The sequence below is a fragment of the Novosphingobium sp. genome (genome assembly GCF_020852455.1).
Lineage (GTDB): Bacteria > Pseudomonadota > Alphaproteobacteria > Sphingomonadales > Sphingomonadaceae > Novosphingobium.
Genome location: NZ_JADZAT010000023.1, coordinates 24,397 through 48,065 on the forward strand (window position 1 = coordinate 24,397; position 23,669 = coordinate 48,065).

The window sequence follows — 23,669 nt, forward strand, 5'->3', positions numbered from 1 at the left end:
AAACTGTTCCCTTAACCGCCCGCGCGCCACGGCGAAAGCGCTAATGGCCTTGCGCTGTGTCATGGTGCACCGCGCCGATTTGTGCTCTTGTCGGAAAAGTCGCCAGAACAGGAGCATGCCGATGCCGCCAATCCCCGGAAAGCCCGCCGAAACCCATGCGGTTGAGCGGATCGGCTGGCTGCGCGCCGCGGTGCTGGGCGCCAACGACGGGATCGTTTCGACCGCCAGCCTGATCGTCGGCGTGGCGGCTGCGGCTGCGGGCAAGCAGGAAGTGCTGGTGGCCGGGGTGGCGGGACTGGTGGCCGGTGCGCTGTCGATGGCCGCGGGGGAATATGTCTCGGTCTCCAGCCAGGCCGATACCGAGGCGGCCGATCTGGCGCGTGAGCGCAAGGAACTGGCCGAACAGCCCGAATTCGAACTGCAGGAACTGACCAATATCTACCGCCAGCGCGGGCTGGACGAAGACCTGGCCAGGCAGGTGGCTGCGGCGCTGACCGCGCACGATGCGCTCTCGACCCACGCCCGGGATGAGCTGGGCCTCGCCGAAATGCACCGCGCCCGCCCTATGCAGGCCGCGCTCGCTTCGGCTGCGACCTTCGCAGTCGGTGCCGCGCTGCCGCTGGTCATAGCGCTGCTACTGCCGTTGGGGTCGCTGGCGGTGGGTGTGTCGCTCGCCGCGCTGCTGTTCCTGATGCTGCTTGGCGCGGTCGGCGCGCAGGCTGGCGGCGCCCCGATCGGCAAGGGTGTGCTGCGGGTAACCTTCTGGGGCGCCATCGCGATGGCCGCGACCTACGCGATCGGGAGCCTGTTCGGGACGAGCGTGGCCTAGCGGCTCACGCCTTCTCCAGCGTGCACTGCAGCGGGTGCTGGTTCTGGCGGGCGAAGTCCATCACCTGGTTCACCTTGGTTTCGGCGATTTCATAAGGGAAGATCCCGCAGACGCCGACGCCGCGCTGGTGGACGTGGAGCATCACCCGGGTCGCCTGTTCCATGTCCATCTGGAAGAACCGCTTGAGTACGATCACCACGAATTCCATCGGGGTGTAATCGTCGTTCAGCATCAGCACCTTGAACTGGCTTGGCTTCTTGGGCTTGGCGCGGGTCTTGGTGGCGACGCCGACCTGCCCCTGTCCACCGGAATCGCCCTCGCCGTCTTCGGCAGCGCGGATTGGCAGGTCGGTCAGGGCGAAAGGTTCGTGCATCGGATCAAAATATCGCATCGCAAGGGTAAAGAACAAGTGCCCTTGTCCCAAAAACCGAACGGGCCGGACAGCGGGGAGCTGTCCGGCCCGGATTGGGCTCGCGGGTAGCGGCGGGGAGAGGGAGCGCCGACCCGCGAGGAACGGCAGCCCTTAGGCGGCCTGCTTGACCTTTTCGACGGCCAGGCTGACGCGGGTCGAGATCGGCGCGAAAGCGTCGTTCGCCAGCTTCACGGCCTTTTCCGAGTGCTTCGAACCCGAAGCGACGGCGGCGTCGAAGTTGCGGCGCAGGATTTCACCCTGCAGCTTGAAGAAGTCGGCCGGCGACTTGACCTGGGCCAGTTCCTTGACGTCGGCGGTCAGGGTTTCGAGCGCGGTCTTGCCTTCGGCGAGGTAGTCCTTGCCCATGTCCTGCAGGCCAGCGGCCAGGACCTTGCCCGATTCGACCAGCGCTTCGACGTTGCCCTTGGCGAATTCGCCGTATTCGGCGGCATAGGTCTGGCCCTTTTCGAAGGCGTCCTTGGCGCGCGCCTGTGCGTCGGCGGCGGCTTCCTTGACCTTGGCGGTGAAATCTTCGGCGGCGGTCTGGGTCTTGCTCATGATGGTGTCCTTGAACTGGGCGACGGTGGTCGGCTTGATGGCGGTCGGCTTGGCAGGCGCCTTGGTGGCAGCCTTCTTGACGGTCTTCTTCGGCGCGGCGGCCTTCTTGGCCACGGGAGCCTTCTTCGCCACAACCTTGGCAGCAGCCTGCTTGGCCGGCGCCTTCTTGGCGACCGGCTTGGCTTCGGCCTTGGGCGCGGCCTTCACTTCAACCTTGGCGGCTGCTTCGGCATAGGCCTTTTCGGCAGCGGCATCGATCTTGGCTTCGGGTGCACTAGCCATTGTCACAAATCCTTCTGACAGAACCGGCACAGTCCGGCTCATGTTGCAGTGCACAAAATAGTTATTACACTTGCGAAGTCAAGGGATTTTTGTGCAGTGCAGCATAAACTGCACTTCTGGCTATATTTCAGTGATTTACCGCGATTTCACATAGCGCCCAGGGGCATCCTCGATCACCGGATCGCCGCTGCCGCCGGGTACGCGCTTGCCCTTGGCCGGCACTTCGGCCTGGTCGCGGGCGCGGATCCACCCGATCCAGTGCGGCCACCAGCTGCCGGGGGTTTCGCTTGCTCCGGCGATGAACTCGGCCAGGCTTCCCGCCGCTTCGGGGTTGGTCCAGTACTGGTACTTCTTCGCGCTGGGCGGATTGACCACCCCGGCGATGTGGCCCGATCCCGCCAGCAGGAAGGTCTTGTCACCGCCAAGGTGCTCCATGATCTTCCACACGCTGCTGACCGGGGCGATGTGGTCCTCGCGCCCGGCCTGGATATAGGCCGGGGTCTTGATTCGGGTCAGGTCGATCGGCGTGCCATCGGCGCTCAGCGCATCGGGCGTGACCAGCTTGTTGTCGCGGTACAGGTCCTTGAGGTAGTCCATGTGCCAGCGCGCCGGCAGGTTGGTGACATCGCCGTTCCAGTGCAGCAGGTCGAAGGCCGGATAGTCTTCACCCAGCAGGTAGTTCTTGACCACATAGTTCCAGATCAGGTCGTTCCCGCGCAGCAGGTTGAACGTGAAGGCCATGTAGCGCCCGTCGAGATAGCCGGTCTGGGCCGAGAGCTTTTCCAGCGCATCGAGCTGCTGGTCGTCGATGAACACCTTGAGCTCGCCCGCTTCGCTGAAATCGACCTGCGCGGTGAAGAAGGTCGCGCTCTTGACCTTGTCGGCCTCGCCGCGCCGCGCCAGCACGGCCAGCGTCGCGGCCAGCGTGGTCCCGGCCACGCAATAGCCGATCGTATGGACTGACTTTACCCCCAACCGGTTGCGGACCTGGTCGATCGCGTCGATCTGGGCGCGGATGTAATCGTCCCAGACCAGGTCCTTCATGCTTTCGTCGGCCGATTTCCAGCTGACCACGAAGACGGTCAGCCCCTGTTCCACCGCCCAGCGGATGAAGCTTTTTTCGGGCGAAAGGTCGAGGATGTAGAACCGGTTGATCCACGGCGGGAAGATCACCAGCGGCACTTCCAGCACAGATTCGGTGGTCGGGCTGTACTGCACCAATTGATACAGCGGCGTTTCATGCACGACCTTGCCGGGTGTGGTGGCGATATTCTCGCCCACCTTGAAGGCTTGCGGATCGACGTGGGTCAGCTGTCCGCCCTTGAGGTCGGCCAGCAGGTGCTCCATGCCCTTGACCAGGTTCTCGCCGCGGCTGGCCAGGGTCTTTTCCACCACCAGCGGATTGGTCAGCGGGAAGTGGGCCGGGCTGAGCATATCGACCAGCGTGCGCGCGGCGAACTTCAGCTGTTCGCGCTGGGCGAGATCGCCGGTTTCGACCGTATCGGCCATGGCCAGCACCTGTTCGGCCAGCAGCAGGTAGGTCTGGTGGACCAGCGCATAGAACGGCTGCGAACGCCATTTGGGATCGGCGAAGCGGCGGTCCTTGCGCGGCAGCTTCGGGCCATCGCTGCCGGCCTCGCCCGCCTTGGGGCCGATCCCGTACTGGCCCAGCACACCCTGCCACAGCTCAAGGCTTTCCTCCCAGAACCGCTTCTGGGCTTCGGGCTGGGTCAGCGGCAGCGCCTTGAGCCAGCCCTGCATGATCCCGGCAAAATTGCCCGGATCGGCGAACAGCATCGGCAACTTGCCCTGCGCCGCAGCAGCCTGTTCGCGCTGGAATTCCTGCCACAGCGCCTGCATCCGCTGCGCCACCTGGCCCCATTGCGCCAGATCGCCCACTGCCGGCCCATTGGCCTCGCCGCCCGGCATGAACTGCGAGAACAGCTGCTGCGGGGCCGCCATCATCGCCGCCAGGATATCGTCGGGGTGCTCGCCGTCGGCCGAACGATCGCTCATCGAAAAGGCTCCTTCAGAGCCCTCCATAGCCCGATGCGGTGACATTCGCGAGACTTTGTGCGCCTGCACACAAAACCCACTGGCGCAAATTGCACCTTTCCCCGATAAGGCCCGCGCGCCCAAGCCTGGCGCGATCACAACCGGAAAGGTCCAATGTCCGAGGAATTCTACCGCATCAAGCGACTGCCGCCCTATGTCATCGCCGAAGTCAATGGCATGCGGGCAGCGGCGCGCGCCGCGGGCCAGGACATTATCGACCTGGGGATGGGCAATCCCGATCTGCCCCCGCCGCAGCACGTGATCGACAAGCTGTGCGAAGTGGCCCAGAAGCCCAGCGCGCACGGCTATTCGGCCAGCTCGGGCATCCCCGGGGTGCGCAAGGCGCAGGCCAATTACTATGCCCGCCGGTTCGGGGTGGAGCTTGATCCCGAGAGCGAAGTGGTGATGACCATGGGCTCGAAAGAGGGTCTGGCAAGCCTGGCCACCGCGATCACCGGGCCGGGCGATGTGGTGCTGGCACCCAACCCCAGCTACCCGATCCATACCTTCGGTTTCATCATCGCCGGGGCGACGATCCGCTCGGTCCCGACCACGCCGGACGAGAATTACTGGCGCGCGCTTGACCGGGCGATGGCCTTTACCGTGCCGCGCCCCTCGATCCTGATCGTCAACTACCCCTCGAACCCCACCGCCGAAACGGTCGATCTGGCCTTTTATGAACGGCTGGTCGCCTGGGCGAAGGAGAACAAGGTCTGGGTGCTGTCGGACCTGGCCTATTCCGAGCTCTATTACGATGGCAAGCCGACCCCTTCGATCCTGCAGGTGCCGGGTGCCAAGGATGTCGCGGTTGAATTCACCTCGATGTCGAAGACCTTTTCGATGGCCGGCTGGCGGGTTGGCTTCGCGGTTGGCAACCAGCGGCTGATTGCCGCGCTGAAGCGGGTGAAGAGCTACCTCGATTACGGCGCCTTTACCCCGATTCAGGCGGCAACCGTCGCCGCGCTCAACGGCCCGCAGGATATCGTCGATGCCAACCGCGCACTTTACCAGAAGCGCCGCGATGTGCTGATCGAAAGCTTCGGGCGCGCGGGGTGGGATATTCCCGCTCCTGCGGCATCGATGTTTGCCTGGGCGCCCTTGCCCCCCGCGCTAAAGGAAATGGGCAGTCTTGAATTCGCCAAGCAGCTGTTGACCCATGCCGAAGTCGCGGTCGCCCCGGGCGTCGGTTACGGCGAAGAGGGCGAAGGTTTTGTGCGTATCGCATTGGTAGAAAACGAACAAAGACTGCGCCAGGCGGCGCGCAATGTGCGCCGCTACCTCCAATCGATGGGCATCAACGCCTCGGCCGCCTGAAAAGGGTCCCAAAATCGGCCAATTCCTGCGGTTCTCCCCTATTGCGTGGGCCGCGGGAATTGTGCAGCCATGCCGCGGGGAAAGATTTCGGGCACTGGCCTTGAGAGGGCAACTTGCGGCTGTTTCGCTGGTTTTCGGCAGGGCCTATCCCTGCCGCCTATGACTTGCGCCGGGTCGGCTGGCAGCTGTTGGGCGATTCGCATTCGTCCGGCCCGGCTGAGGCGCATGTCGTGCTGGGCCGCCCGCACGATCTGCCGCTTGTCCAGTGGCTGAGCCTGGCCGGTGCCAACCCGGCGCAGCGCAAGTGGATGATGATGCTTGAGGTCGAGGAATCGAGCGAGCGTGCACGGATGCTGCGGTTGGGCTTTGGCGATGCCCTGGCGCGCGGCCCGACGCTTGAAGAGATCGAGGCGCGCGTCCTGCGGCTTGAACAGCTGGCCCAGTCGCTGCCGCGTTACCGGATCCATGGCCCGATCAAGCTCGACCTGCTGGCGCGCGAGGCCTATGTGGCGGGCCGCGCGGTCGGGCTGCATCCGCGCGAATTCGCGCTGCTGTGGCGGCTGGCGGAAACCCCGGGCGAGGCGGTCAGCGCCAGCGAACTGCTCTACGATGTGTGGCGGCTGTCGTTCCGTCCAGAAACCAACAGCCTGGCAGTCCACGTCAGCCGCCTGCGCACCAAGCTGCGGACTTCGGGCGTCGATGGCATGGTCGAAACGCTGGTCGATGGATCATACTGCCTGGTTGCCCGGATGCAGCGTCCGGCGTTGGCCACTGGCAGTGAATTGTCGCTGGACGGCTTGCTGCGAATGGGCAAGGAACAGGCCTTACCCTGAATGTCTGGAGGAACTGAGCGACCATGGACCTGACCGTAAACCCGCAAGGCCGCATTGCGATCAATATCGAGCAGGATGGCGTGGCCCAGGTCAGGCTGATCCGCGCCGACAAGATGAACGCGCTCGATCCCGACATGTTTGCCGCGCTGATCGATGCGGCGCGGGTGCTTTATGACCTGAAAGGGCTGCGCTGCGTGGTGCTGTCGGGCGAAGGGCGCAGCTTCTGCGCCGGGCTGGACCTGACCAGCATGGCCCAGACCGGCCGGCATGACCGCGTGCCCCTGACCGAGCGGACCTATGGCAATGCCAACCATGCCCAGCAGGTGGCGCTGCAATGGCGCAAGCTGCCGGTGCCGGTGATCGCGGCGGTGCACGGGGTCTGTTTCGGTGGCGGGCTGCAGATTGCCAGCGGCGCCGATATCCGTGTGGTCGCGCCCGACGCGCGCATGGCGGTGATGGAAATGAAGTGGGGGCTGGTGCCCGATATGGCGGGCTATGCGCTGTGGCGCGGGATGGTCCGCGACGATGTGCTGCGCGAACTGACCTATACCAACCGCGAATTCTCGGGCGCCGATGCCCAGACGCTGGGCTTTGCGACGGTGGTCGATGCCAATCCGCTGGCCCGAGCCAATGCCATCGCCGCCGAAATCGCCAACCGCAACCCGCACGCCCAGCGCGCGGCCAAGCGCTTGTTCGGCGATTACCTTCACGCCAGCGAGGCTGAAATCCTGATGGCCGAAAGCGTTGAACAACAGGCGCTGATCGGCAGCAAGAACCAGATCGAAGCGGTGATGAGCCAGATGGAAAAACGCAAGGGCGCGTTCGTCGATCCCTAAGCCTTCAATCGCTCGGCATGCCACTGCACGTGGTCGGCCATGAAGCTGGAGATGAAATAGTACGAGTGGTCGTACCCCGGCTGCATCCGGATTGTCGCCGGGATCCCGGCCTTGCGGCAGGCCAGCACCAAGAGCCCGGTCTTGAGCTGTTCGTGCAGGAAATTGTCGGCCTCACCCTGATCAACCAGCAGGTCGGGCAGGCGCGCGCCGTCCTCGATCAGCGCGCAGGCATCGTATTCGCGCCAAGCCGCCTTGTCGGCGCCGATATAGCCGGTCAGCGCCTTATCGCCCCAGGGGCAGTTGAGCGGGCTCACGATCGGCGCAAAGGCGCTGACTGACTTGAACCGACCGGGATTGCGCAGGGCAATGGTCAAAGCGCCGTGGCCGCCCATCGAATGCCCGGTGATCCCCTGGCGGGCCAGGTCGGCCGCGGGGAATTCCGCCGCGATCAGTGCGGGCAGTTCCTGTTCGATGTAGCTGCGCATGCGGAAATTGGCCGCCCATGGTTCCTGGGTGGCATCGACATAGAAGCCCGCGCCCTTGCCGAAGTCATAGCCCTCATCGTCCGGCACGTCATCGCCGCGCGGACTGGTGTCGGGAGCGATCAGGATCACCCCGTGCCGCGCGCAGGCAGCGCGGAATTCGCCTTTCTCGGTGACATTGGCGTGGGTGCAGGTCAGCCCTGACAGGTACCACAGCACCGGCAGCTTCGCGCCTTCGGCATGATCGGGCACGAAGACCGAAAAGGTCATCGGCGTGCCGGTTGCGCTCGACTGGTGGGTATAGACCCCTTGCGTGCCGCCATGGCTACGGTTGGCCGAAAGCTGTTCCATCATTTCACCCGGTGAAAGCCGCACAGCTTGTTGCCCGAAGGATCGCGCAGATAGGCCAGATAGAGCACCCGGCCATCGGGTGGGCAGCGTTCACCCGGCGGATCCTCGATCGCAGTGCCGCCGTGCGCCAGCCCCGCGGCATGCCAGGCATTGACCTCGGCCGGAGAGGCGGCCAGGAACCCCAGCGTATGGCCGTTGCCGCCGTGGGTCGGCTCGCCATTGATCGGCCTGGTGATCAGCAGCCGCCCGCCAGCATGGACATAGATCAGCCGGCCGCGCACATCGATTTCACCTTCGGGCACGCCCAGCGCGCCGAGGGCGGCATCGTAGAACCGCTTGGCCGCTTCGATATCGTTCGCGCCGATGGTGACGTGGCTGAACATCGGATCAGAACACCACGACCGAACGGATCGACTTGCCGGCATGCATCAGGTCGAAGGCGGTGTTGATTTCTTCCAGCCCCATCACGTGGGTGATCATCGGGTCGATCTCGATCTTGCCGGCCATGTACATGTCAACGATCTTGGGCACGTCGGTGCGGCCCTTGGCCCCGCCGAACGCGGTTCCGCGCCAGTTGCGGCCCGTCACCAGCTGGAACGGGCGGGTGGCGATTTCCTTGCCGGCTTCGGCCACGCCGATGATGATCGAAGTGCCCCATCCGCGGTGGCAGGCTTCCAGCGCGGTGCGCATCACATCGGTGTTGCCGGTGGCGTCAAAGGTATAGTCTGCGCCGCCATCGGTCATCGCCACGATCTTGGCGACCACATCCTCGCGGCTCATGCCCTTCGAATTGAGGAAGTCGGTCATCCCGAACTTGCGGCCCCATTCCTCGCGGGTTTCGTTGATGTCGACGCCGATGATCTTGTTCGCGCCGGCCAGCCGCGCGCCCTGGATCACGTTGAGCCCGATCCCGCCAAGCCCGAAGACCACCACGTTGTCACCCACCTGGACCTTGGCGGTGTTGATCACCGCGCCCACGCCCGTGGTCACCCCGCAGCCGATGTAGCAACTGGTCTGGAACGGCGCGTCCTCGCGGATCTTGGCGACCGCGATCTCGGGCAGCACGGTGAAGTTCGAGAAAGTCGAACAGCCCATGTAGTGATAGATCGTCTGGCCCTTGTAGCTGAAGCGCGAGGTGCCATCGGGCATCAGCCCCTGACCCTGGGTGGCGCGGATCGCGGTGCACAGGTTGGTCTTGCCCGAGAGGCACGACTTACACTGGCGGCATTCCGGGGTGTAGAGCGGGATCACGTGATCGCCCGGCTTGACCGAGGTCACGCCCGCGCCCACTTCGCGAACGATTCCAGCGCCTTCGTGACCCAGCACCGAGGGGAAGATCCCCTCGCTGTCGAACCCGTCGAGCGTGTAGGCATCGGTATGGCAGATCCCCGTCGCCATGATCTCGACCAGCACTTCGCCCGCCTTGGGACCTTCAAGGTCAAGCTCGACAATCTCAAGCGGCTGCTTGGGCGCAAAGGCGACTGCGGCGCGGGTCTTCATGGGCTGGATCCTCTTCCTTTTCCGGTCCGGTTCGGCGCTTACCTTGCGGCCAATTCCGGCGTCAATCTCTCGGCCAGCGCCATGCGCAAAAGGCATCGGCTTGGCAAGCATGATGCGCCGCGCTAGCCAAGTCTTATGAAATCCTTGCACGATCCTGATTGCCTGCTCGCCGAAGGCCTCGCCGCGATCCGGGCGCAGTTCAAGGTGCCCGCCACCTTTCCCGATGCGGTCGAAAGCGCTGCCCGGGAGGCGGCACAACAGGCACCTGACAGTCACACCGACCGCACACAAATGCCCTTCGTCACGCTTGACCCGGCCAGCTCGACCGATCTGGACCAGGCCTTCGCAATCGAACCGGCGGGCGGCGACCTGTTGCTGCACTATGCGATTGCCGACGTGCCGTGGTTTGTCCGTTCGGGCGATCCGCTGGATCAGGAGGCATGGCAGCGCGGGCTGACCACCTATCTGCCCGATGGCAAGGCCGGGCTCTATCCCAGGGCCCTGTCGGAAGCGGCGGCCAGCCTGCTGCCCGATGGGGATCGCCCGGCAATCCTGTTCACCACCCGCGTCGCGCCCGATGGCGCGGTGAAGCTGCAGGGGGTGGAACGCGCCCTGATCCGCAGCCGCGCCAAGCTGGGCTATGAGACGGTGCGTGCGGACCAGTTGCCCGGTCAGTTCGCCGAACTGGCCCGCCGGATCGCGGCGGCCGATGACCAGCGCGGCGCCGCGCGGGTCGATCCGCCCGAACAGGAGGTTGAGCGCGACCAGCAGGGCCATTTCACCCTGCGGCTGCGCCCGCTGGCCATGGCCGAACGCCGCAATGCCGCGCTCTCGCTGGCGACCAACCTGGCAGTGGCCGATGCGCTCTATGCCGCGGGCACTGGGCTGTTCCGGGTCATGGCCGGGCCCGACGAGCGCGCGATTGCCCGGCTGCGCCACACCGCCCGGGCCTTCGGGCTCGACTGGCCGCACGAGGCAAGCCTCGCACAGTTCGAAAAGACGCTCGATCCGCAGGAACCTGCCGCCGCCGCCTTCATGCTGGCGATCCGCCGCGCCGGCAACGGCGCCAGCTATGTGCCCTACCAGCCGGGGGTGAAGCCGTGGCACGCCGCAATGGCCGCGACCTATTGCCACATGACCGCGCCCTTGCGGCGGCTGGCCGACCGCTATGTGCTGCGTGCCGCGCTGAGCGTCGCCAATGGTCAGCCGGTCGAGGCCGAGGTCGAGGCCGCGTTCCAGCAGCTTGGTTCGGTGATGGGCAAGGCCGATGGCCGCAGCAATCAGGTTGAACGTGCGGTGGTCGATCTGGCCGAAGCTGCGATCCTGGCCGGGCGCGAGGGCGAGCACTTCAGCGCGGTGGTGACCGATCTTGATCCGGCCGGCACCCGCATCCAGCTGTGCGACCTGCCGGTGGTGGCGCGCACATCGACCCACGGCGTGCGCCCGGGCGATCCGATTACCGTGCGGCTCGATACCGCCGATCCGGCACGGCGGCTGGTGGGCTTCAGCCGAATCGCCTGATGGCCCTTGCGCACCCGCCGCGCCTCGGCTAGTGGCCCGGCCTTGCAGTGAGGCCCGATGGCGGAGTGGCTACGCACCGGACTGCAAATCCGTTTACGCCGGTTCGATTCCGGCTCGGGCCTCCACCATGCGCTGACGCAGCGCCCATTCCCGGATTTGGCATTTCAGACCCCGCAGGGGCTTATTCACCTTGCGGCAAGACCCGTTGGGCTAGCGCGGCTTGACCGGTCCGTCAGGGCTGGCAGGGGTCTTTCCGGATGATGGCGCGCGCAATCATTGCAACTGGACTGGTGGCGCTGGGGCTTGGCCCGGCGGGGACCCTTGCACCTGCCACTGCGGCGCGGCCGGCAATCGACTTCCACTGTACCGTAACCGGCCAGATCAAAGGCTCACCCCAGCTGACCCGCGAGGCAATCTGCGCGCGGCTGGCAGCGGCGATCGAGCCTGCGATCAAGGCCAGATTGGTTCGCGTTGCCAGTCCGCCGCAGGGGGCTGCGCGCCGCTGGGTGCGCATCGCCGTGCGCCTTTCACCGCCCGCGCAGGCTGAAGCCGCGTTTACCTCGCGCCTTGGCAAGGCGGTAAGAAATCATCCGCCAATCTCGATCGATGTCATGGACAAGCGGCTGGATATGCGCGAAATCGACATGCTTTCCCGCGCAGTAGCCGAACGGCTGCACAGCGCCGGCTGAATTGGAGAATTGTTACGATGCGTCTGTTCGGGCTCAATGCCGATCTTGGCTTTGGCGATAGCTGGATGTTTGATGGTGGGGTATCGTATGCGGCCCCGCAGCTTGCCGCACGTTCGCGATTCAACCTGACCGCTGCTGAGGGCGATCATGCGCCGGGTGGCTGGGTGCTGGGTGCGCCCGATATTGTGCCGGGCGATACCAGCACCACCGCGACAGTTGCGGTTGGCGGCTATGTTGAAGGTGCGATTGACACGGCCGGCGATCATGACTGGTACGTCGTGACGCTGACTGCCGGGCAGACCTATACCTTTTCGACGATGTTCTCGACGGAGCTGGGCGACAGCATTCTGACGCTGCGCAGCTCGACCGGGGCGCTGATCGTGCAAAACGACGACGCCAACACCAGCAATGGCCTCTATCTGTCCGAGATAACCTACACGCCGACCTCGTCGGGCAACTTCTATCTCGACGTTTCGGGCTATCAGTCCGACACGGGCACCTACTATCTTTCGGTCACCCGGCCGATGGCGGATTCGGTCGCCGGGTCAACCGCAACCACCGGGACGGTCGCTATCGGAGGCAGCGTCAACGGCACGCTGGAAAACACCGGCGACCATGACTGGTATGCCGTCACGCTGACCGCCGGGCAGACCTATCTGTTTACCACCTCTGCAACCGGGGCGGCGGGTGACATCGATACCGCGCTGTTCCTGCGCGACGCAGTCGGCAGCCTGCTGGCCTATAACGACGACAGCAACGGAACCTATTCGCGGATCCGCTTCACCGCCACCACCAGCGGCACCTATTATATCGATCTGGGCGGCTGGGGCGATGACGCAAGCGGGGGCTATCGGCTCCAGGCGGAGATCGCCCCGCCGCTTTCGCTCTATACCAACGATCAGATCGCCACGCAGCTGACCCACACCTATTGGGGCGGTTCGTCGCGGCACTTCAACGTGCAGCCCGGCGGCACGATCACCGTCAATCTGACCCAGTTGACCGCAGATGGCCAGTTCCTGGCCCGCGAGGCGCTCAACCTGTGGAGCGACGTGCTGGGCGTAACCTTCAACGAGGTTGCCAGCGGCGGGCAGATGCAGTTCGACGACAACCAGGACGGGGCCTTCACCTCCAGCTCGACTTCGGGCGGGATCATCACCTCGGCCACGGTCAATGTCTCGACCGCCTGGCTGACCCAGTCGGGTACCACACTGCGGTCCTATTCGTTCCAGACTTATGTCCACGAAATCGGCCATGCACTGGGGCTGGGGCATGGCGGCCCCTACAATACCACCGCCAATTACGGCCAGGATGCGACCTATCTCAACGATGCCTGGGCGACCACGATCATGTCGTACTTCGACCAGACCGAGAACACCTATTTCGGCGGGCTGGGCTTCAGCCGGGTCTATGCCCAGACGCCGATGGTGGCGGACATCATTGCAGCGCGCAATCTGTATGGCGGCGGGGCCAGCAACACGCGTACCGGCAATACGACCTATGGCTTCAACAACAATTCAGGTCGAGAGATCTATTCGGCTGCCGTCGGGCAGACCTCGATCGCGGTGACCATCGTTGACAACGGCGGTACCGACACGCTCAACTATTCGGGCTTTGCCTCGAACCAGCGGATCGACCTCAACCAGGAAAGCTTCTCGAATATCGGCGGCGGGGTCGGCAACCTGTCGATCGCGCGCGGCACGATCATCGAGAATGCCATGGGCGGTAGCGGCAACGATGTGCTGATCGGCAATGCGGCCAGCAACCGCCTCGACGGCGGGGCCGGCGTGGATTCGATGTATGGTGGAGCTGGCGATGATACTTTTGTCGTTAACCAGCAAACCGAACTGGTGTTCGAGAATGCCGGGGAGGGGAACGACAGGGTTGAATCGTCTTCCAGCTTCTACCTCTATGCCAACGTCGAGAACCTGACGCTGACCGGTGCGGGCGACTTTTTCGGGGTCGGCAACGATCTGGACAACATGATCTATGGCAACGATGGCCAGAACCTGCTGATCGGCGGGCTGGGCAATGACACCTTCTATGGTGGCGGAGCCAGGGATTCGATTTTCGGCGAGTCCGGAAATGATTGGCTCTCTGGCGATGCGGGAATCGATTACCTGGTTGGCGGTGATGGCCACGACGTCATTCTGGGCGGTGATGGTGCCGACGAAATGTATGGTCAGGATGGCAGTGACACGCTGAATGGCGGCAACACCTTCGACACCGATATCATGGTTGGTGGGGCCGGCAGCGACTACTTGTACGGAAACAGCGGATTGGGTGACTATGACCTGATGTACGGCAATGAGGATGATGACCTCTACTATGTCGATACTCCGGCAGATCTGGTCTTCGAGCAGGCGGGCGAGGGTATCGACTGGGTCATCGCCGACATCGATGGTGCCGGATATTACCTCTATGCCAACATCGAGAAGCTGACGCTGCAGGGCACCACGCCGTTCGGGGTGGGCAACGATTTGGACAACATCATGACCGGCAGCGATTCGGCCAACTGGCTGCTGGGTGGCCTGGGCGACGACACGCTCAACGGGATGCTGGGCGACGACGTGCTGTTTGGTGAAGCTGGGGGCGACACCTTCATCTTCGAACAGGGTACCGGCTCCGACATCGTCGGCGACTTCACTCGCGGCCAGGACAAGATTGACCTGTCATCCTATGGCCTGACCTTCACCCAGTTGCAGGGCCTGTTCGTGCAGAACGGCAATGTCGGGGCGATCCAGATGACCAACGGCGATGTGATCGTGCTGCACAACGTGACGATGAGCCAGCTTGAAGCCAGCGACTTCATTCTGGGCGCCACCGCTGAACCGGCAAAGGCTGCGCCCACCATGGAGCCGCAGCCGTTCGTCAGCGCAAATCCGCTGGCGGCTGATACGCCTTATGGCGTTGAAGGGATCGTTGGCGGAGGTCTGGCCCACTGGGACAGCGCGCCAAACCAGGGCTGGCTGCTGGGCTAACCCGCCAGCCGCACCAGGTTGCGTTCCAGCACGTCGAGCCCTTCGCCCACCAGTTCGTCGCTGGCGGTCAGCGGCACCAGGAAGCGGATCACATTGCTGCGGATCCCGCAGGCCAGCAGGATCAGGCCATCCTTGGCGCAATCGACCACCAGTGCCTTGGTCAGGTCGGGGTCGGGCCGGTCGGCATCGCCCTGCTGGACCAGTTCGAGCGCAACCATCGCGCCGGGCCCGCGGACATCGCCGATGCAGGCCAGCGAATTGGTGCGCTTCAGGTCCAGCAGGCGGGTCTTGATCAGCTGGCCGATTTCGTCGGCGCGTTCGCACAGCCGTTCCTCGGCAATCACGTCCAGCACCGCCAGCCCGGCTGCGCAGGCCATCGGCGGCCCGCCATAGGTGCCGCCCAGCCCGCCGGGGCCAGGCGCGTCCATGATCTCGGCCTTGCCGATCACGCCCGAAATCGCAAAGCCGCCGGCCATCGACTTGGCAATGGTCATCAGATCGGGCTGAACGCCCGAATGCTCGATCCCGAACATCCGCCCGGTGCGGGCGAAGCCGGTCTGGATTTCGTCGGCGATCAGCAGGATGCCGTTGGCATCGCAGATCGCGCGCAGGCGTTGCAGCAGTTCGGTGGGGGCCTGGTAGAACCCGCCTTCACCCTGGACCGGCTCGATGATGATCGCTGCCACTTCGGCGGGATCGACATCGGCCTTGAACAGGCTGTCAAGCGCGGCGAGGCTCTGATCGACCGAGACCCCGTGGTAGTCGATCGGGAAGGGGACGTGCCAGACATCGCCGGGGAAGGGGCCGAACCCGGCCTTGTAGGGCTGGACCTTGCCGGTCAGCGCCATGCCCATCATGGTCCGGCCGTGGAACCCGCCCTTGAAGGCCACCACCGCCTTGCGCCCGGTGTGGGCGCGGGCGATCTTGATCGCGTTTTCAACCGCTTCGGCCCCGGTGGTCAGGAAGATCGTCTTCGACGGCTGGCCGGTGGGCGAGATCGCGTTGAGCCGTTCGGCCAGCGCGACATAGCCTTCATAGGGATTCACCTGGAACGAGGTGTGGGTGAAGGCATCAAGCTGCTGCTTCACCGCCGCCACCACCTTCGGGTGGTTGTGCCCGGTGTTGAGCACGGCGATGCCGCTGGCGAAATCGATGTAGCGGTTGCCCTCGACATCCCACAGCTCGGCATTGGCCGCGCGGGTCACGAAGCGCGGGTGCATGGTCGAAATGCCGCGCGGGACAGCGGCCTCGCGGCGGGCCTGGAGTTCGGCGTTGGTGACCATGCGGGGGATGCTCCTATTCGATGGTGGCAAGCACTTCGGCCAGCTTGCCGAAGATTTCGTCGATGTGGTTCTTTTCAAGGATCAGCGGCGGTGACAGCGCGATGATATCGCCGGTCACGCGGACCAGCAGGCCCTGGTCGAAGGCGCGGTGGAACACTTCCATCGCGCGCTTGGTCGGTGCGCCGGGGCGCGGTTCCAGCTCGATCCCGCCGATCAGGCCGATATTGCGGCAATCGATCACGTGGCGGGCATCCTTCAGCGAATGGACCGCGTCTTCCCAGTAGCTTTCCAGCTCGATCGCCTTTTCGAACAGCCCTTCCTCGGCATAGGTTTCCAGGCTGGCGATCGCGGCGGCGGCGGCCAGCGGGTGGCCCGAATAGGTATAGCCGTGGAACAGTTCGATCCCCGGGCCGGCATTGCCGACCACGGTGTCATAGATCTCGCGCCGCACCGCCACCGCGCCCATCGGCACCGCGGCGTTGGTCAGCCCCTTGGCCATGGTGATCAGGTCGGGCGTCACGCCGAAACGCTCGGCGGCGGTAGCCTTGCCGACGCGGCCATAGGCGGTGATCACTTCGTCGAAGATCAGCAGGATATCGTGGCGGTCGCAGATTTCGCGCAGCCGCTGGAGATAGCCCTGCGGCGGGATCAGCACGCCGGTTGAGCCGGCCACCGGTTCGACGATCACGGCGGCAATGGTATCCGCCCCGTGCAGCGCGACGATCCGCTCAAGATCATCGGCCAGTTCCGCGCCGTGCTGCGGCAGCCCGCGCGAGAAGGCGTTGCGCGCCAGGTCGTGGGTGTGGCGCATGTGATCAACCCCGGCCAGCAGGGTGCCGAACTGGCGGCGGTTGTTGACGATCCCGCCCACCGAGATTCCGCCGAAGCCAACCCCGTGATACCCGCGTTCGCGCCCGATCAGGCGGGTGCGGCTGCCCTGGCCGCGCGCGCGCTGATAGGCGAGCGCGATCTTCAGCGCGGTATCGACGCTTTCCGAACCCGAATTGGTGAAGAAGATCCGGTCGAGCCCTTCGGGCATGATCATCGCCACGCGCGATGCGGCTTCGAACACCAGCGGGTGGGCCAGCTGGAAGGTCGGCGCGAAATCGAGCGTGCCGGCGCATTTGCGGATTGCCTCGACGATCCGCGGGCGGTTGTGCCCGGCGTTGACGCACCACAGCCCGCCGGTAGCATCCAGCACCTTGTGCCCGGCCTGGGCAGTGTAATGCATCCCTTCGGAGGCCACGAGCATCCGGGGATCGGCCTTGTAACCGCGGTTGTCGGTGAACGGCATCCAGAAGGCGGAAAGATCGTTGGGTTCGGACATGCTGGCTCCACTGCGCGGCGATTATGGTGATAGGGATCAACTACCGGGGATGCCATTCGGATCGCAAGGAATTCCCCTATCGGAAAAGTCGATAGCCATAGCTCCAATAAATCCCATTGGCTTTCTTGTCTTATTGCGGCCAAGGTGATGGTCTGGAAGGGGATCTGCCGGGGCAGCTACGGGTCGCAAGTTGCCGATTTTTCCAGGATCGGTTTCGGTTGCCGGGCAGGCCCCCGTCGCAGATGCAGATAGAACATGAGGGTAACAACATGAAGTTCAAAAGCTTTCTGGCCGCAGCGGCCATGGCGGCACCGCTCGCCGCAATGCCGGGCGTGGCCTATGCGCAGGATGGCGAAGCCGAAGAAGCTTCGGGTCCGATCGATATTTCCGCCGAAGTTGCGGTGCTCAGCGACTATCGCTTCCGCGGCCTGTCGCTGTCGGCTGGTGAGCCTGAATTGACCGCGTCGATCTCGGTCGAGCACGAATCCGGCCTTTATGCCAGCGTCTGGGCGTCGAACGTCAGCCTGGGCCTGGGCAGCTCTGACGACCTGGAAATGGATTGGACCGCCGGCTTCTCGAAGGATGTCGGCAGCGTCAATGTCGATGTTGGTGCGATCTACTATTCGTACCTTGGTCACCGCGACTTCAACTACATCGAAGGCTTCGGTTCGGTCGGCACCACGGTTGGCGGCGCCGAAGTGCGCGTGGGCGTGGCCTATGCCCCCAAGCAGGACAACCTGGGCGGGCAGGACAACACCTACGTCTACATCTCGGGCGATATGCCGATCGGCAAGTCGCCGTTCTCGGTCCACGGCACCTTCGGTTATGAGCATGGCGCCTTCGCCCAGCACAAGAAGGACTGGATCCTGGGTGCCAGCGTCGATCTGGGCGGCGGGCTGAGCGCCTCGCTCGACTATGTCGATACCGCACATGACTTCACCGGCCTGGGCGGCCCGACCGCAGTCGCCTCGCTCAAGTTCGGCTTCTGACACCATACAGGTCCGGCCGGGGCGAATGGTTTGCCCTGGCCGGTTCCTGACCCGAGACAGACAATGACCACCGATATTGCCAGCTGGATCAAGGAACGCGGCATTGCCGAGGTGGAGTGCATCGTTCCGGACATCAACGGAATCCAGCGCGGCAAGGTGCTGCCCGCCGGCAAGTTCCTGAAATCGCTTCAGGACCGCACCCTGCGGATTCCCGGCAGCGTCTTTATCGTCACCGTGACCGGCGGCTATCCCGAAGACGTCGAGCACATCGTGCCCGATTTCGACCCCGACCTGATCCTGGTGCCCGATCCCACCACGATCCGCGAGGCTCCCGGCTTCAAGACCCCGACCGCTTATGTGATCTGCGATGGCTATCATGCCTCGGGCAAGGCGGTGGAGATCGCCCCGCGCCAGATCCTGAAGAAGGTGCTGTCGCTGTACGAGGCCAAGGGCTGGCAGCCGGTGATCGCGCCCGAGGCCGAATTCTATCTGGTGTCCAAGAACCTCGACGCCGATTTCCCGCTCACGCCGCCGCCGGGCCGTTCGGGCCGCGCCGAAACCGCCAGCGAGGCCTTCGGGCTGGAGGCGCTGGGCGAATACGAAGAGATCATCGAGCAGATCTATGACTGGTGCGAAAAAGCCGAGCTGAACATCGATACGATGATCCACGAGGCCGGGGCCGCACAGCTGGAAGTGAACTTCATCCACGGCGATCCGATGGCGCTGGCCGACCAGGTGCTGCTGTTCAAGCGGATCGTGCGGCAGGTCGCGCTGGAACACGGCGTCTATGCCACTTTCATGGCCAAGCCGATGGCCGACCAGCCCGGCAGCGCAATGCACATCCACCAGTCGGTGCTCAACATGGAAACCGGGCGCAACGTCTTCTCGACGGGCAATGGCAAGGAAACCGCTTTGTTCCGCAGCCACATCGCGGGCCTCGTCCGGCTGATGCCGCAGGTGCTGCCGCTGGTCGCGCCCAACGTCAATTCGTTCCGCCGGATGCGGCCCGATACCGCCGCGCCGATCAACGTCCACTGGGGCAGCGACAACCGTTCGTGCGGGTTCCGCGTGCCGGTCTCGGAAAGCAAGGACCGCCGGGTCGAAAACCGCCTGGCCGGGGCCGATGCCAATCCCTACCTGGCGATCGCCGCCTCGCTGATCTGCGGCTATATCGGCATGGTTGAGCGGATGATCCCGCCCAAGATGCTGGAAGGCAACGCCTACAACCGTGCGCGCACCCTGCCGCGCACGCTCGAGGCTTCGCTTGACCGGTTCTATCAGTGCAAGCCGGTCAAGAACCTGCTGGGCGAAGAGTTCTTCGAGATCTTCTGGGCGATCAAGGACGCCGAGCTTTACGCCTACCAGTCGGTGATCTCGTCGTGGGAACGCGAACACCTGTTGCTCAAGGTGTAGAGGTGGAGCCTCACGCGCCGTCCTATTACGCGGCCACCGCCAATCCTTGGCCTTCGCGGCCGGCGCTTGCCGGATCGCTGAACGTCGATGTGGTGGTGATCGGCGGTGGATTTACCGGGCTGTCGGCAGCGCTCCATGCGGCCGAGGCCGGCTTTTCGGTGGTCCTGCTCGAAGCGCACCGGATTGGCTGGGGCGCTTCGGGGCGCAACGGCGGGCAGATGATCGCCGGCATGCGCTGGGCCGCACCCGATCTGGTGGCCGAGTTCGGCCGCGACCGCGCCGCGCGGCTGATCGGCCTGGCCAACACCGCCGGGTACATGGTGCGCAAGCGGATCGAGCGGCACGGGATTGCCTGCGATTTGCGCAGCGGGCACTTCCAGGCTGCGGCCCGGCCCGGGCATCTGGACGCCATGCGCCGCGAACTGGATCTGCTGCAGGATCTGCTGGCCTATGAAGGCGCGGAAATCGTTGCGCCCGGCGATGTTGGCCGGGTGGTCGCCAGCCCGATCTACCATGGCGGACTGCTTGATACCAATGGCGGCCATCTCCACCCGCTCAACTATGCGCTGGGGCTGGCGCAAGCTGCCGAGGCGGCCGGGGTGCGGATCTGCGAAGGCAGCGCCGCAACGGCGATCGACCACACCGGCCCGGTGCGGGTGACCACGGCGCAGGGGCTGGTTACCGCCAGCCATGCGGTGCTGGCCTGCGATGCCTTCATGGGCGATCTGGTGCCCGATCTGGCGGCGATGACCATGCCGGTCGCCAATTACAATGTCGCCACCGCGCCGCTGGGCGATGCGGCAGCGCGGTCCCTGATCCCGTCGGGCGCGGCGGTGGCAGACAGCAAATTCGTGCTCAACTACTACCGGCTGAGCGCCGACAACCGGCTGATCTTCGGTGGCGGTGAAAAGTACAGTCCGCGTCCGCCAGCCGATGTCGCGGGCTTCGTCCGGCCTTATCTGGAACAGGTCTTCCCGCAGCTGCAAGGCGTCGCGATCGACCATGCCTGGGGCGGGCTGGTGGGCGTCACGCTCAACCGGCTGCCGCAGTTCGGGCGGATCGGGAACAGCTTCTATGCCCACGGCTGGTCGGGGCACGGCGTGCTGATGACCACCCTGGCGGGCGATCTGATCGCCCAGGCGATGCGCGGCCATGCCGAACGCTTTGACCTGTTCGCCAGCCTGCCGCGCCGGGCCTTTCCGGGCGGGCGCTGGCTGCGCCATCCGCTCTACGTGGCGGGCATGCTCTATTACGCACTGAAGGACCGGCTGTGATTACCGACCAGGCCATCGCTGCGATGATCGCGGCCGAACAGGATCGCTACGTTACCGCCAATCCGGGCTCTGCCGCCTTGGCCAGGGACGCCGCGCGGCATTGGCATCGCGGGGTGCCGTTCCACTGGATGCTCGATTGGGGCACGCCATTCCCGCTGTTCGCCGAAAAGGCCGAAGGCGCCCGGCTGTGGGACGTCGACGGGCATTGCTATGACGATTTCTGCCTGGGCGATACTGGATCGATGTTCGGCCATTCGCCCGCCCCGGTGGCTGCGGCGCTTGCCCGCCAGGCCAGCCGGGGGCTGACCTACATGTTGCCGACCGAGGATGCGGTGGTGGTCGCCGATGAACTCGCCCGGCGCTTCAAGCTGCCCTACTGGCAGGTCACCTCTTCGGCCAGCGAAGCCAACCGCGCGGTGATCCGCTGGTGCCGGGGGATCACCGGGCGCGACAAGGTGCTGGTCTTCAACGGCTGCTACCACGGCGCGGTCGATGACGTGTTCGTCGATCTGCGCGGCGGGGTGCCCGAACTGCGCAAGAGCCTGGTCGGCCAGGTTTACGATGTGCGCGAACACACCGTGGTGATCGAATTCAACGACCTGCCCGCGCTTGAGGCGGCGCTGGCCCGGGGCGATGTCGCCTGCGTGCTGGCCGAACCGGCGATGACCAATGTTGGCATGGTCATGCCGCAGCCCGGCTATCTTGAGGCGCTGCGCGCGGCTTGCACGCGCCACGGCACGCTGCTGGTCTGGGACGAAACCCACACGATCTCCACCGGCTATGGCGGCCACACCGCCACCTTCGGACCGCTGCCCGATCTGTTCGTGCTGGGCAAACCGGTGGCCGGCGGGGTGCCCTGCGCGGTCTATGGCTTTACCGCCGAAGTGGCGCAGCGGATGGAGCACTGCCGCGAGGAGGGCGAAAAGGGCCATTCCGGGATCGGCACCACGCTTTCGGCCAATGCCCTGGCGCTCGCCGCGATGCGCGCCTGCCTGACCGAGGTGATGACGCCGACCGCCTATGCCCACATGCTGCCACTCGCCGAGGAACTGGCCGCCAAGACCGGCGACGTGATCGAACAGCGCGGGCTCAATTGGCATGTCACCCATGTCGGCAGCCGCGGCGAATTCATCTGCGATCCCGTTCCGGCCCGCAACGGCAGCGAAGCCCGCGCCAAGATGCACGGGCCGCTTGAACACGCCCTGCACCTGTTCCTCATCAACCGCGGCGTGCTGATCGCGCCGTTCCACAACATGACCCTGGTCAGTCCCGCGACCACATCGGCCCAGGTTGATCGCTTGGCCGAAGTGCTCGATGACTGCCTCAAGACGCTGATTGGATGATTGCCATGATGACACCTGCCCAAAGCTCGAACCGCCGCGCGCTTGCGCAAGAGGCCGAAGACTTCTTCCGCGCCAACCCGGACATCGACGCGATCGACATCATCTTCACCAACATGTGCGGCGTGCCGCGCGGCAAGCGGCTGCGCAAGCACGAGGTGATCGCGGTTTACGAAAGCGGGCGGTTCCTGCCCGGTTCGGTGCTGGTGGTCGATATCACCGGGCGCGACTGTGAGGAAACCGGGCTGGTCTGGGAAGATGGCGATGCCGATCGCTATGTCTATCCGGTCCCCGGCACGCTGGTCCGCGCGCCCTGGCTGGGGGAACACTATGCCCAGTTCCTGACCAGCTTTTATGAACTGGACGGCACCCCCAACGATCTCGATCCGCGCCACGTGCTGGGCAAGGTGATCGATGGGTTGGCGGACGAAGGGCTGACCCCGGTGGTCGCGGTCGAGCTCGAATTCTACCTCTGCGATCTTGAGGGCGGCAGGCCGGTCCCGGCGCGCGGCATGGTCACCGGGCATCGCTCAAACGACATCCAGGTCTATGGCCTGCGCGAAATGGAAGACCTCCAGCCGTTCTTCGATGATCTTTACGAAGCCTGCGATGCACAGGGCTTGCCGCTGGAAAGCGGAATTTCGGAATATGCCCCCGGACAGTTCGAATTCACCCTGCGCCACAAGGCCGATGCGCTGCGCGCCACCGACGATGCGATCATGTACAAGCGGCTGGTCAAGGGCGTCGCGGTCGCCCACGGGCTGGAAGCGACCTTCATGGCCAAGCCTTTTGCCGAGAGCGCCGGCAGCGGCATGCACCTGCACATCTCGATGAACGACACCGATGGCAAGAACGCCTTCGCCAGCGACAATCCCGAAGGCACGCCGCTGCTGCGCCATGCGATCGGCGGCATGAAGGCCTTGCTGGCTGAATCGATGGCGATCTTCGCGCCCAATGCGAACTCGTTCCGCCGCTTCAAGGCCAACAGCTATGCCCCGGTCGCCGCGACCTGGGGGGTCAACAACCGCACCGTCAGCTTGCGCATTCCGGCCGGATCGCCCGCCTCACGCCACGTCGAACACCGCATCTGCGGGGCCGATGCCAATCCCTATCTGGCCATGGCGGCAGTGCTCGCCGCGCAGCTCCACGGGATCAAGCACCAGATCGATCCGGGCCCGGCAGTGGTCGGCAACGGCTATGAAGCCGAAGGCGCCGACATCCGCCTGCCCAACCACTGGGCCGCCGCGATCGAGGCCTTCGAGACGTCGGAACTGATGAAGCAATATCTGGGCGAGCGCTTCGTGAAGCACTATTCGACCGTGAAGGGCGTCGAAATGGCGCGCTTCATGGCCGAAGTGACCGAGCTGGACTATAGCTGGTACCTCAGGAACGCATAATTCCTC

20 protein-coding genes and 1 tRNA gene are annotated in these 23,669 nt (G+C 64.7%); 13 read left to right on the forward strand and 8 right to left on the reverse strand.

All coding sequences use genetic code 11. The features are described 5' to 3' along the window. Window positions 1–121 precede the first annotated feature (121 nt). Entirely contained in the window at window positions 122–829 is a 708-nt protein-coding gene (locus IT549_RS10195) for a VIT family protein (protein WP_292972774.1), read from the forward strand. 4 nt (window positions 830–833) lie between these two features. Here IT549_RS10195 and clpS read toward each other — a convergent pair whose 3' ends face one another. The 3 genes from clpS to phaC all read right to left on the reverse strand — a co-directional run bounded on the left by clpS (window position 834) and on the right by phaC (window position 4,097). Next, complete coding sequence (gene clpS / locus IT549_RS10200) at window positions 834–1,202, reverse strand: ATP-dependent Clp protease adapter ClpS (protein WP_292972776.1); 369 nt, start codon at window positions 1,200–1,202, stop codon at window positions 834–836. A gap of 150 nt (window positions 1,203–1,352) precedes the next feature. After that, entirely contained in the window at window positions 1,353–2,081 is a 729-nt protein-coding gene (locus IT549_RS10205) for a phasin family protein (RefSeq protein WP_292972778.1), read from the reverse strand. Between the two features lie 135 nt (window positions 2,082–2,216). After that, window positions 2,217–4,097 carry a class I poly(R)-hydroxyalkanoic acid synthase gene (gene phaC / locus IT549_RS10210; RefSeq protein WP_292972780.1) on the reverse strand — a complete coding sequence of 627 codons (1,881 nt, stop codon included), beginning with the start codon at window positions 4,095–4,097 and terminating at the stop codon, window positions 2,217–2,219. Window positions 4,098–4,250: 153 nt separating this feature from the next. On the opposite strand from phaC, the gene IT549_RS10215 reads away from it, so the two are divergent. The 3 genes from IT549_RS10215 (at window position 4,251) to IT549_RS10225 (ending at window position 7,119) form a co-directional block, all read left to right on the forward strand. Continuing rightward, window positions 4,251–5,450 carry an LL-diaminopimelate aminotransferase gene (locus IT549_RS10215; protein WP_292972782.1) on the forward strand — a complete coding sequence of 400 codons (1,200 nt, stop codon included), beginning with the start codon at window positions 4,251–4,253 and terminating at the stop codon, window positions 5,448–5,450. Window positions 5,451–5,638: 188 nt separating this feature from the next. After that, on the forward strand, window positions 5,639–6,283 hold the full coding sequence (locus IT549_RS10220) for a winged helix-turn-helix domain-containing protein (RefSeq protein WP_292972784.1): 645 nt from the start codon (window positions 5,639–5,641) through the stop codon (window positions 6,281–6,283). A gap of 23 nt (window positions 6,284–6,306) precedes the next feature. After that, window positions 6,307–7,119 carry a crotonase/enoyl-CoA hydratase family protein gene (locus tag IT549_RS10225; protein WP_292972786.1) on the forward strand — a complete coding sequence of 271 codons (813 nt, stop codon included), beginning with the start codon at window positions 6,307–6,309 and terminating at the stop codon, window positions 7,117–7,119. On the opposite strand, the gene fghA is transcribed toward IT549_RS10225, so the two are convergent. Genes fghA through IT549_RS10240 form a run of 3 tightly spaced genes read right to left on the reverse strand, consistent with a single transcriptional unit; the run spans window position 7,116 to window position 9,452 of the window. Continuing rightward, window positions 7,116–7,952, reverse strand: a complete 837-nt coding sequence (fghA, locus tag IT549_RS10230; protein ID WP_292972841.1) for an S-formylglutathione hydrolase — start codon at window positions 7,950–7,952, stop codon at window positions 7,116–7,118. The genes IT549_RS10225 and fghA overlap by 4 nt on opposite strands. Then, window positions 7,952–8,335, reverse strand: coding sequence for a VOC family protein (locus tag IT549_RS10235; protein WP_292972788.1), 384 nt, complete (start codon window positions 8,333–8,335; stop codon window positions 7,952–7,954). Before IT549_RS10235 ends, fghA begins: the two co-directional genes overlap by 1 nt. A 4-nt stretch (window positions 8,336–8,339) precedes the next feature. Then, window positions 8,340–9,452 carry an S-(hydroxymethyl)glutathione dehydrogenase/class III alcohol dehydrogenase gene (locus tag IT549_RS10240; RefSeq protein WP_292972790.1) on the reverse strand — a complete coding sequence of 371 codons (1,113 nt, stop codon included), beginning with the start codon at window positions 9,450–9,452 and terminating at the stop codon, window positions 8,340–8,342. 135 nt (window positions 9,453–9,587) lie between these two features. Between IT549_RS10240 and IT549_RS10245 the strand changes: the two genes are divergently transcribed. The 4 genes from IT549_RS10245 to IT549_RS10260 all read left to right on the forward strand — a co-directional run bounded on the left by IT549_RS10245 (window position 9,588) and on the right by IT549_RS10260 (window position 14,640). Next, window positions 9,588–10,973 carry an RNB domain-containing ribonuclease gene (locus IT549_RS10245; RefSeq protein WP_292972792.1) on the forward strand — a complete coding sequence of 462 codons (1,386 nt, stop codon included), beginning with the start codon at window positions 9,588–9,590 and terminating at the stop codon, window positions 10,971–10,973. A gap of 51 nt (window positions 10,974–11,024) precedes the next feature. Then, window positions 11,025–11,098: transfer RNA gene (locus IT549_RS10250), tRNA-Cys, on the forward strand. A 132-nt stretch (window positions 11,099–11,230) separates the two neighbouring features. Then, window positions 11,231–11,662, forward strand: a complete 432-nt coding sequence (locus IT549_RS10255; protein WP_292972794.1) for a hypothetical protein — start codon at window positions 11,231–11,233, stop codon at window positions 11,660–11,662. Between the two features lie 17 nt (window positions 11,663–11,679). After that, a complete protein-coding gene (locus IT549_RS10260) occupies window positions 11,680–14,640 on the forward strand; it encodes a M10 family metallopeptidase C-terminal domain-containing protein (RefSeq protein ID WP_292972796.1) in 2,961 nt (986 codons plus the stop codon). Here the strand turns inward: IT549_RS10260 and gabT are convergent. Together gabT and IT549_RS10270 are read right to left on the reverse strand one after the other, a co-directional pair. Further along, on the reverse strand, window positions 14,637–15,923 hold the full coding sequence (gabT, locus tag IT549_RS10265; RefSeq protein ID WP_292972798.1) for a 4-aminobutyrate--2-oxoglutarate transaminase: 1,287 nt from the start codon (window positions 15,921–15,923) through the stop codon (window positions 14,637–14,639). The two genes, IT549_RS10260 and gabT, sit on opposite strands and share 4 nt — an antisense overlap. A 13-nt stretch (window positions 15,924–15,936) precedes the next feature. Next, window positions 15,937–17,250 (reverse strand): aspartate aminotransferase family protein, encoded by a 1,314-nt coding sequence (locus IT549_RS10270; RefSeq protein WP_292972800.1) that lies wholly within the window; start codon window positions 17,248–17,250, stop codon window positions 15,937–15,939. Window positions 17,251–17,492: 242 nt separating this feature from the next. On the opposite strand from IT549_RS10270, the gene IT549_RS10275 reads away from it, so the two are divergent. The 5 genes from IT549_RS10275 to IT549_RS10295 all read left to right on the forward strand — a co-directional run bounded on the left by IT549_RS10275 (window position 17,493) and on the right by IT549_RS10295 (window position 23,663). Then, window positions 17,493–18,239 (forward strand): TorF family putative porin, encoded by a 747-nt coding sequence (locus IT549_RS10275; protein ID WP_292972802.1) that lies wholly within the window; start codon window positions 17,493–17,495, stop codon window positions 18,237–18,239. Window positions 18,240–18,302: 63 nt separating this feature from the next. Further along, window positions 18,303–19,652: a glutamine synthetase family protein gene (locus tag IT549_RS10280; protein ID WP_292972804.1), complete on the forward strand. Its 1,350-nt coding sequence runs from the start codon at window positions 18,303–18,305 to the stop codon at window positions 19,650–19,652. Window positions 19,653–19,654: 2 nt separating this feature from the next. Further along, window positions 19,655–20,926 (forward strand): FAD-binding oxidoreductase, encoded by a 1,272-nt coding sequence (locus IT549_RS10285; protein WP_292972806.1) that lies wholly within the window; start codon window positions 19,655–19,657, stop codon window positions 20,924–20,926. Further along, window positions 20,923–22,269 carry an aspartate aminotransferase family protein gene (locus IT549_RS10290; RefSeq protein ID WP_292972808.1) on the forward strand — a complete coding sequence of 449 codons (1,347 nt, stop codon included), beginning with the start codon at window positions 20,923–20,925 and terminating at the stop codon, window positions 22,267–22,269. The genes IT549_RS10285 and IT549_RS10290 overlap by 4 nt, the downstream gene beginning before the upstream one ends. 5 nt (window positions 22,270–22,274) lie before the next feature. After that, entirely contained in the window at window positions 22,275–23,663 is a 1,389-nt protein-coding gene (locus IT549_RS10295; protein WP_292972810.1) for a glutamine synthetase family protein, read from the forward strand. Window positions 23,664–23,669 lie beyond the last annotated feature (6 nt).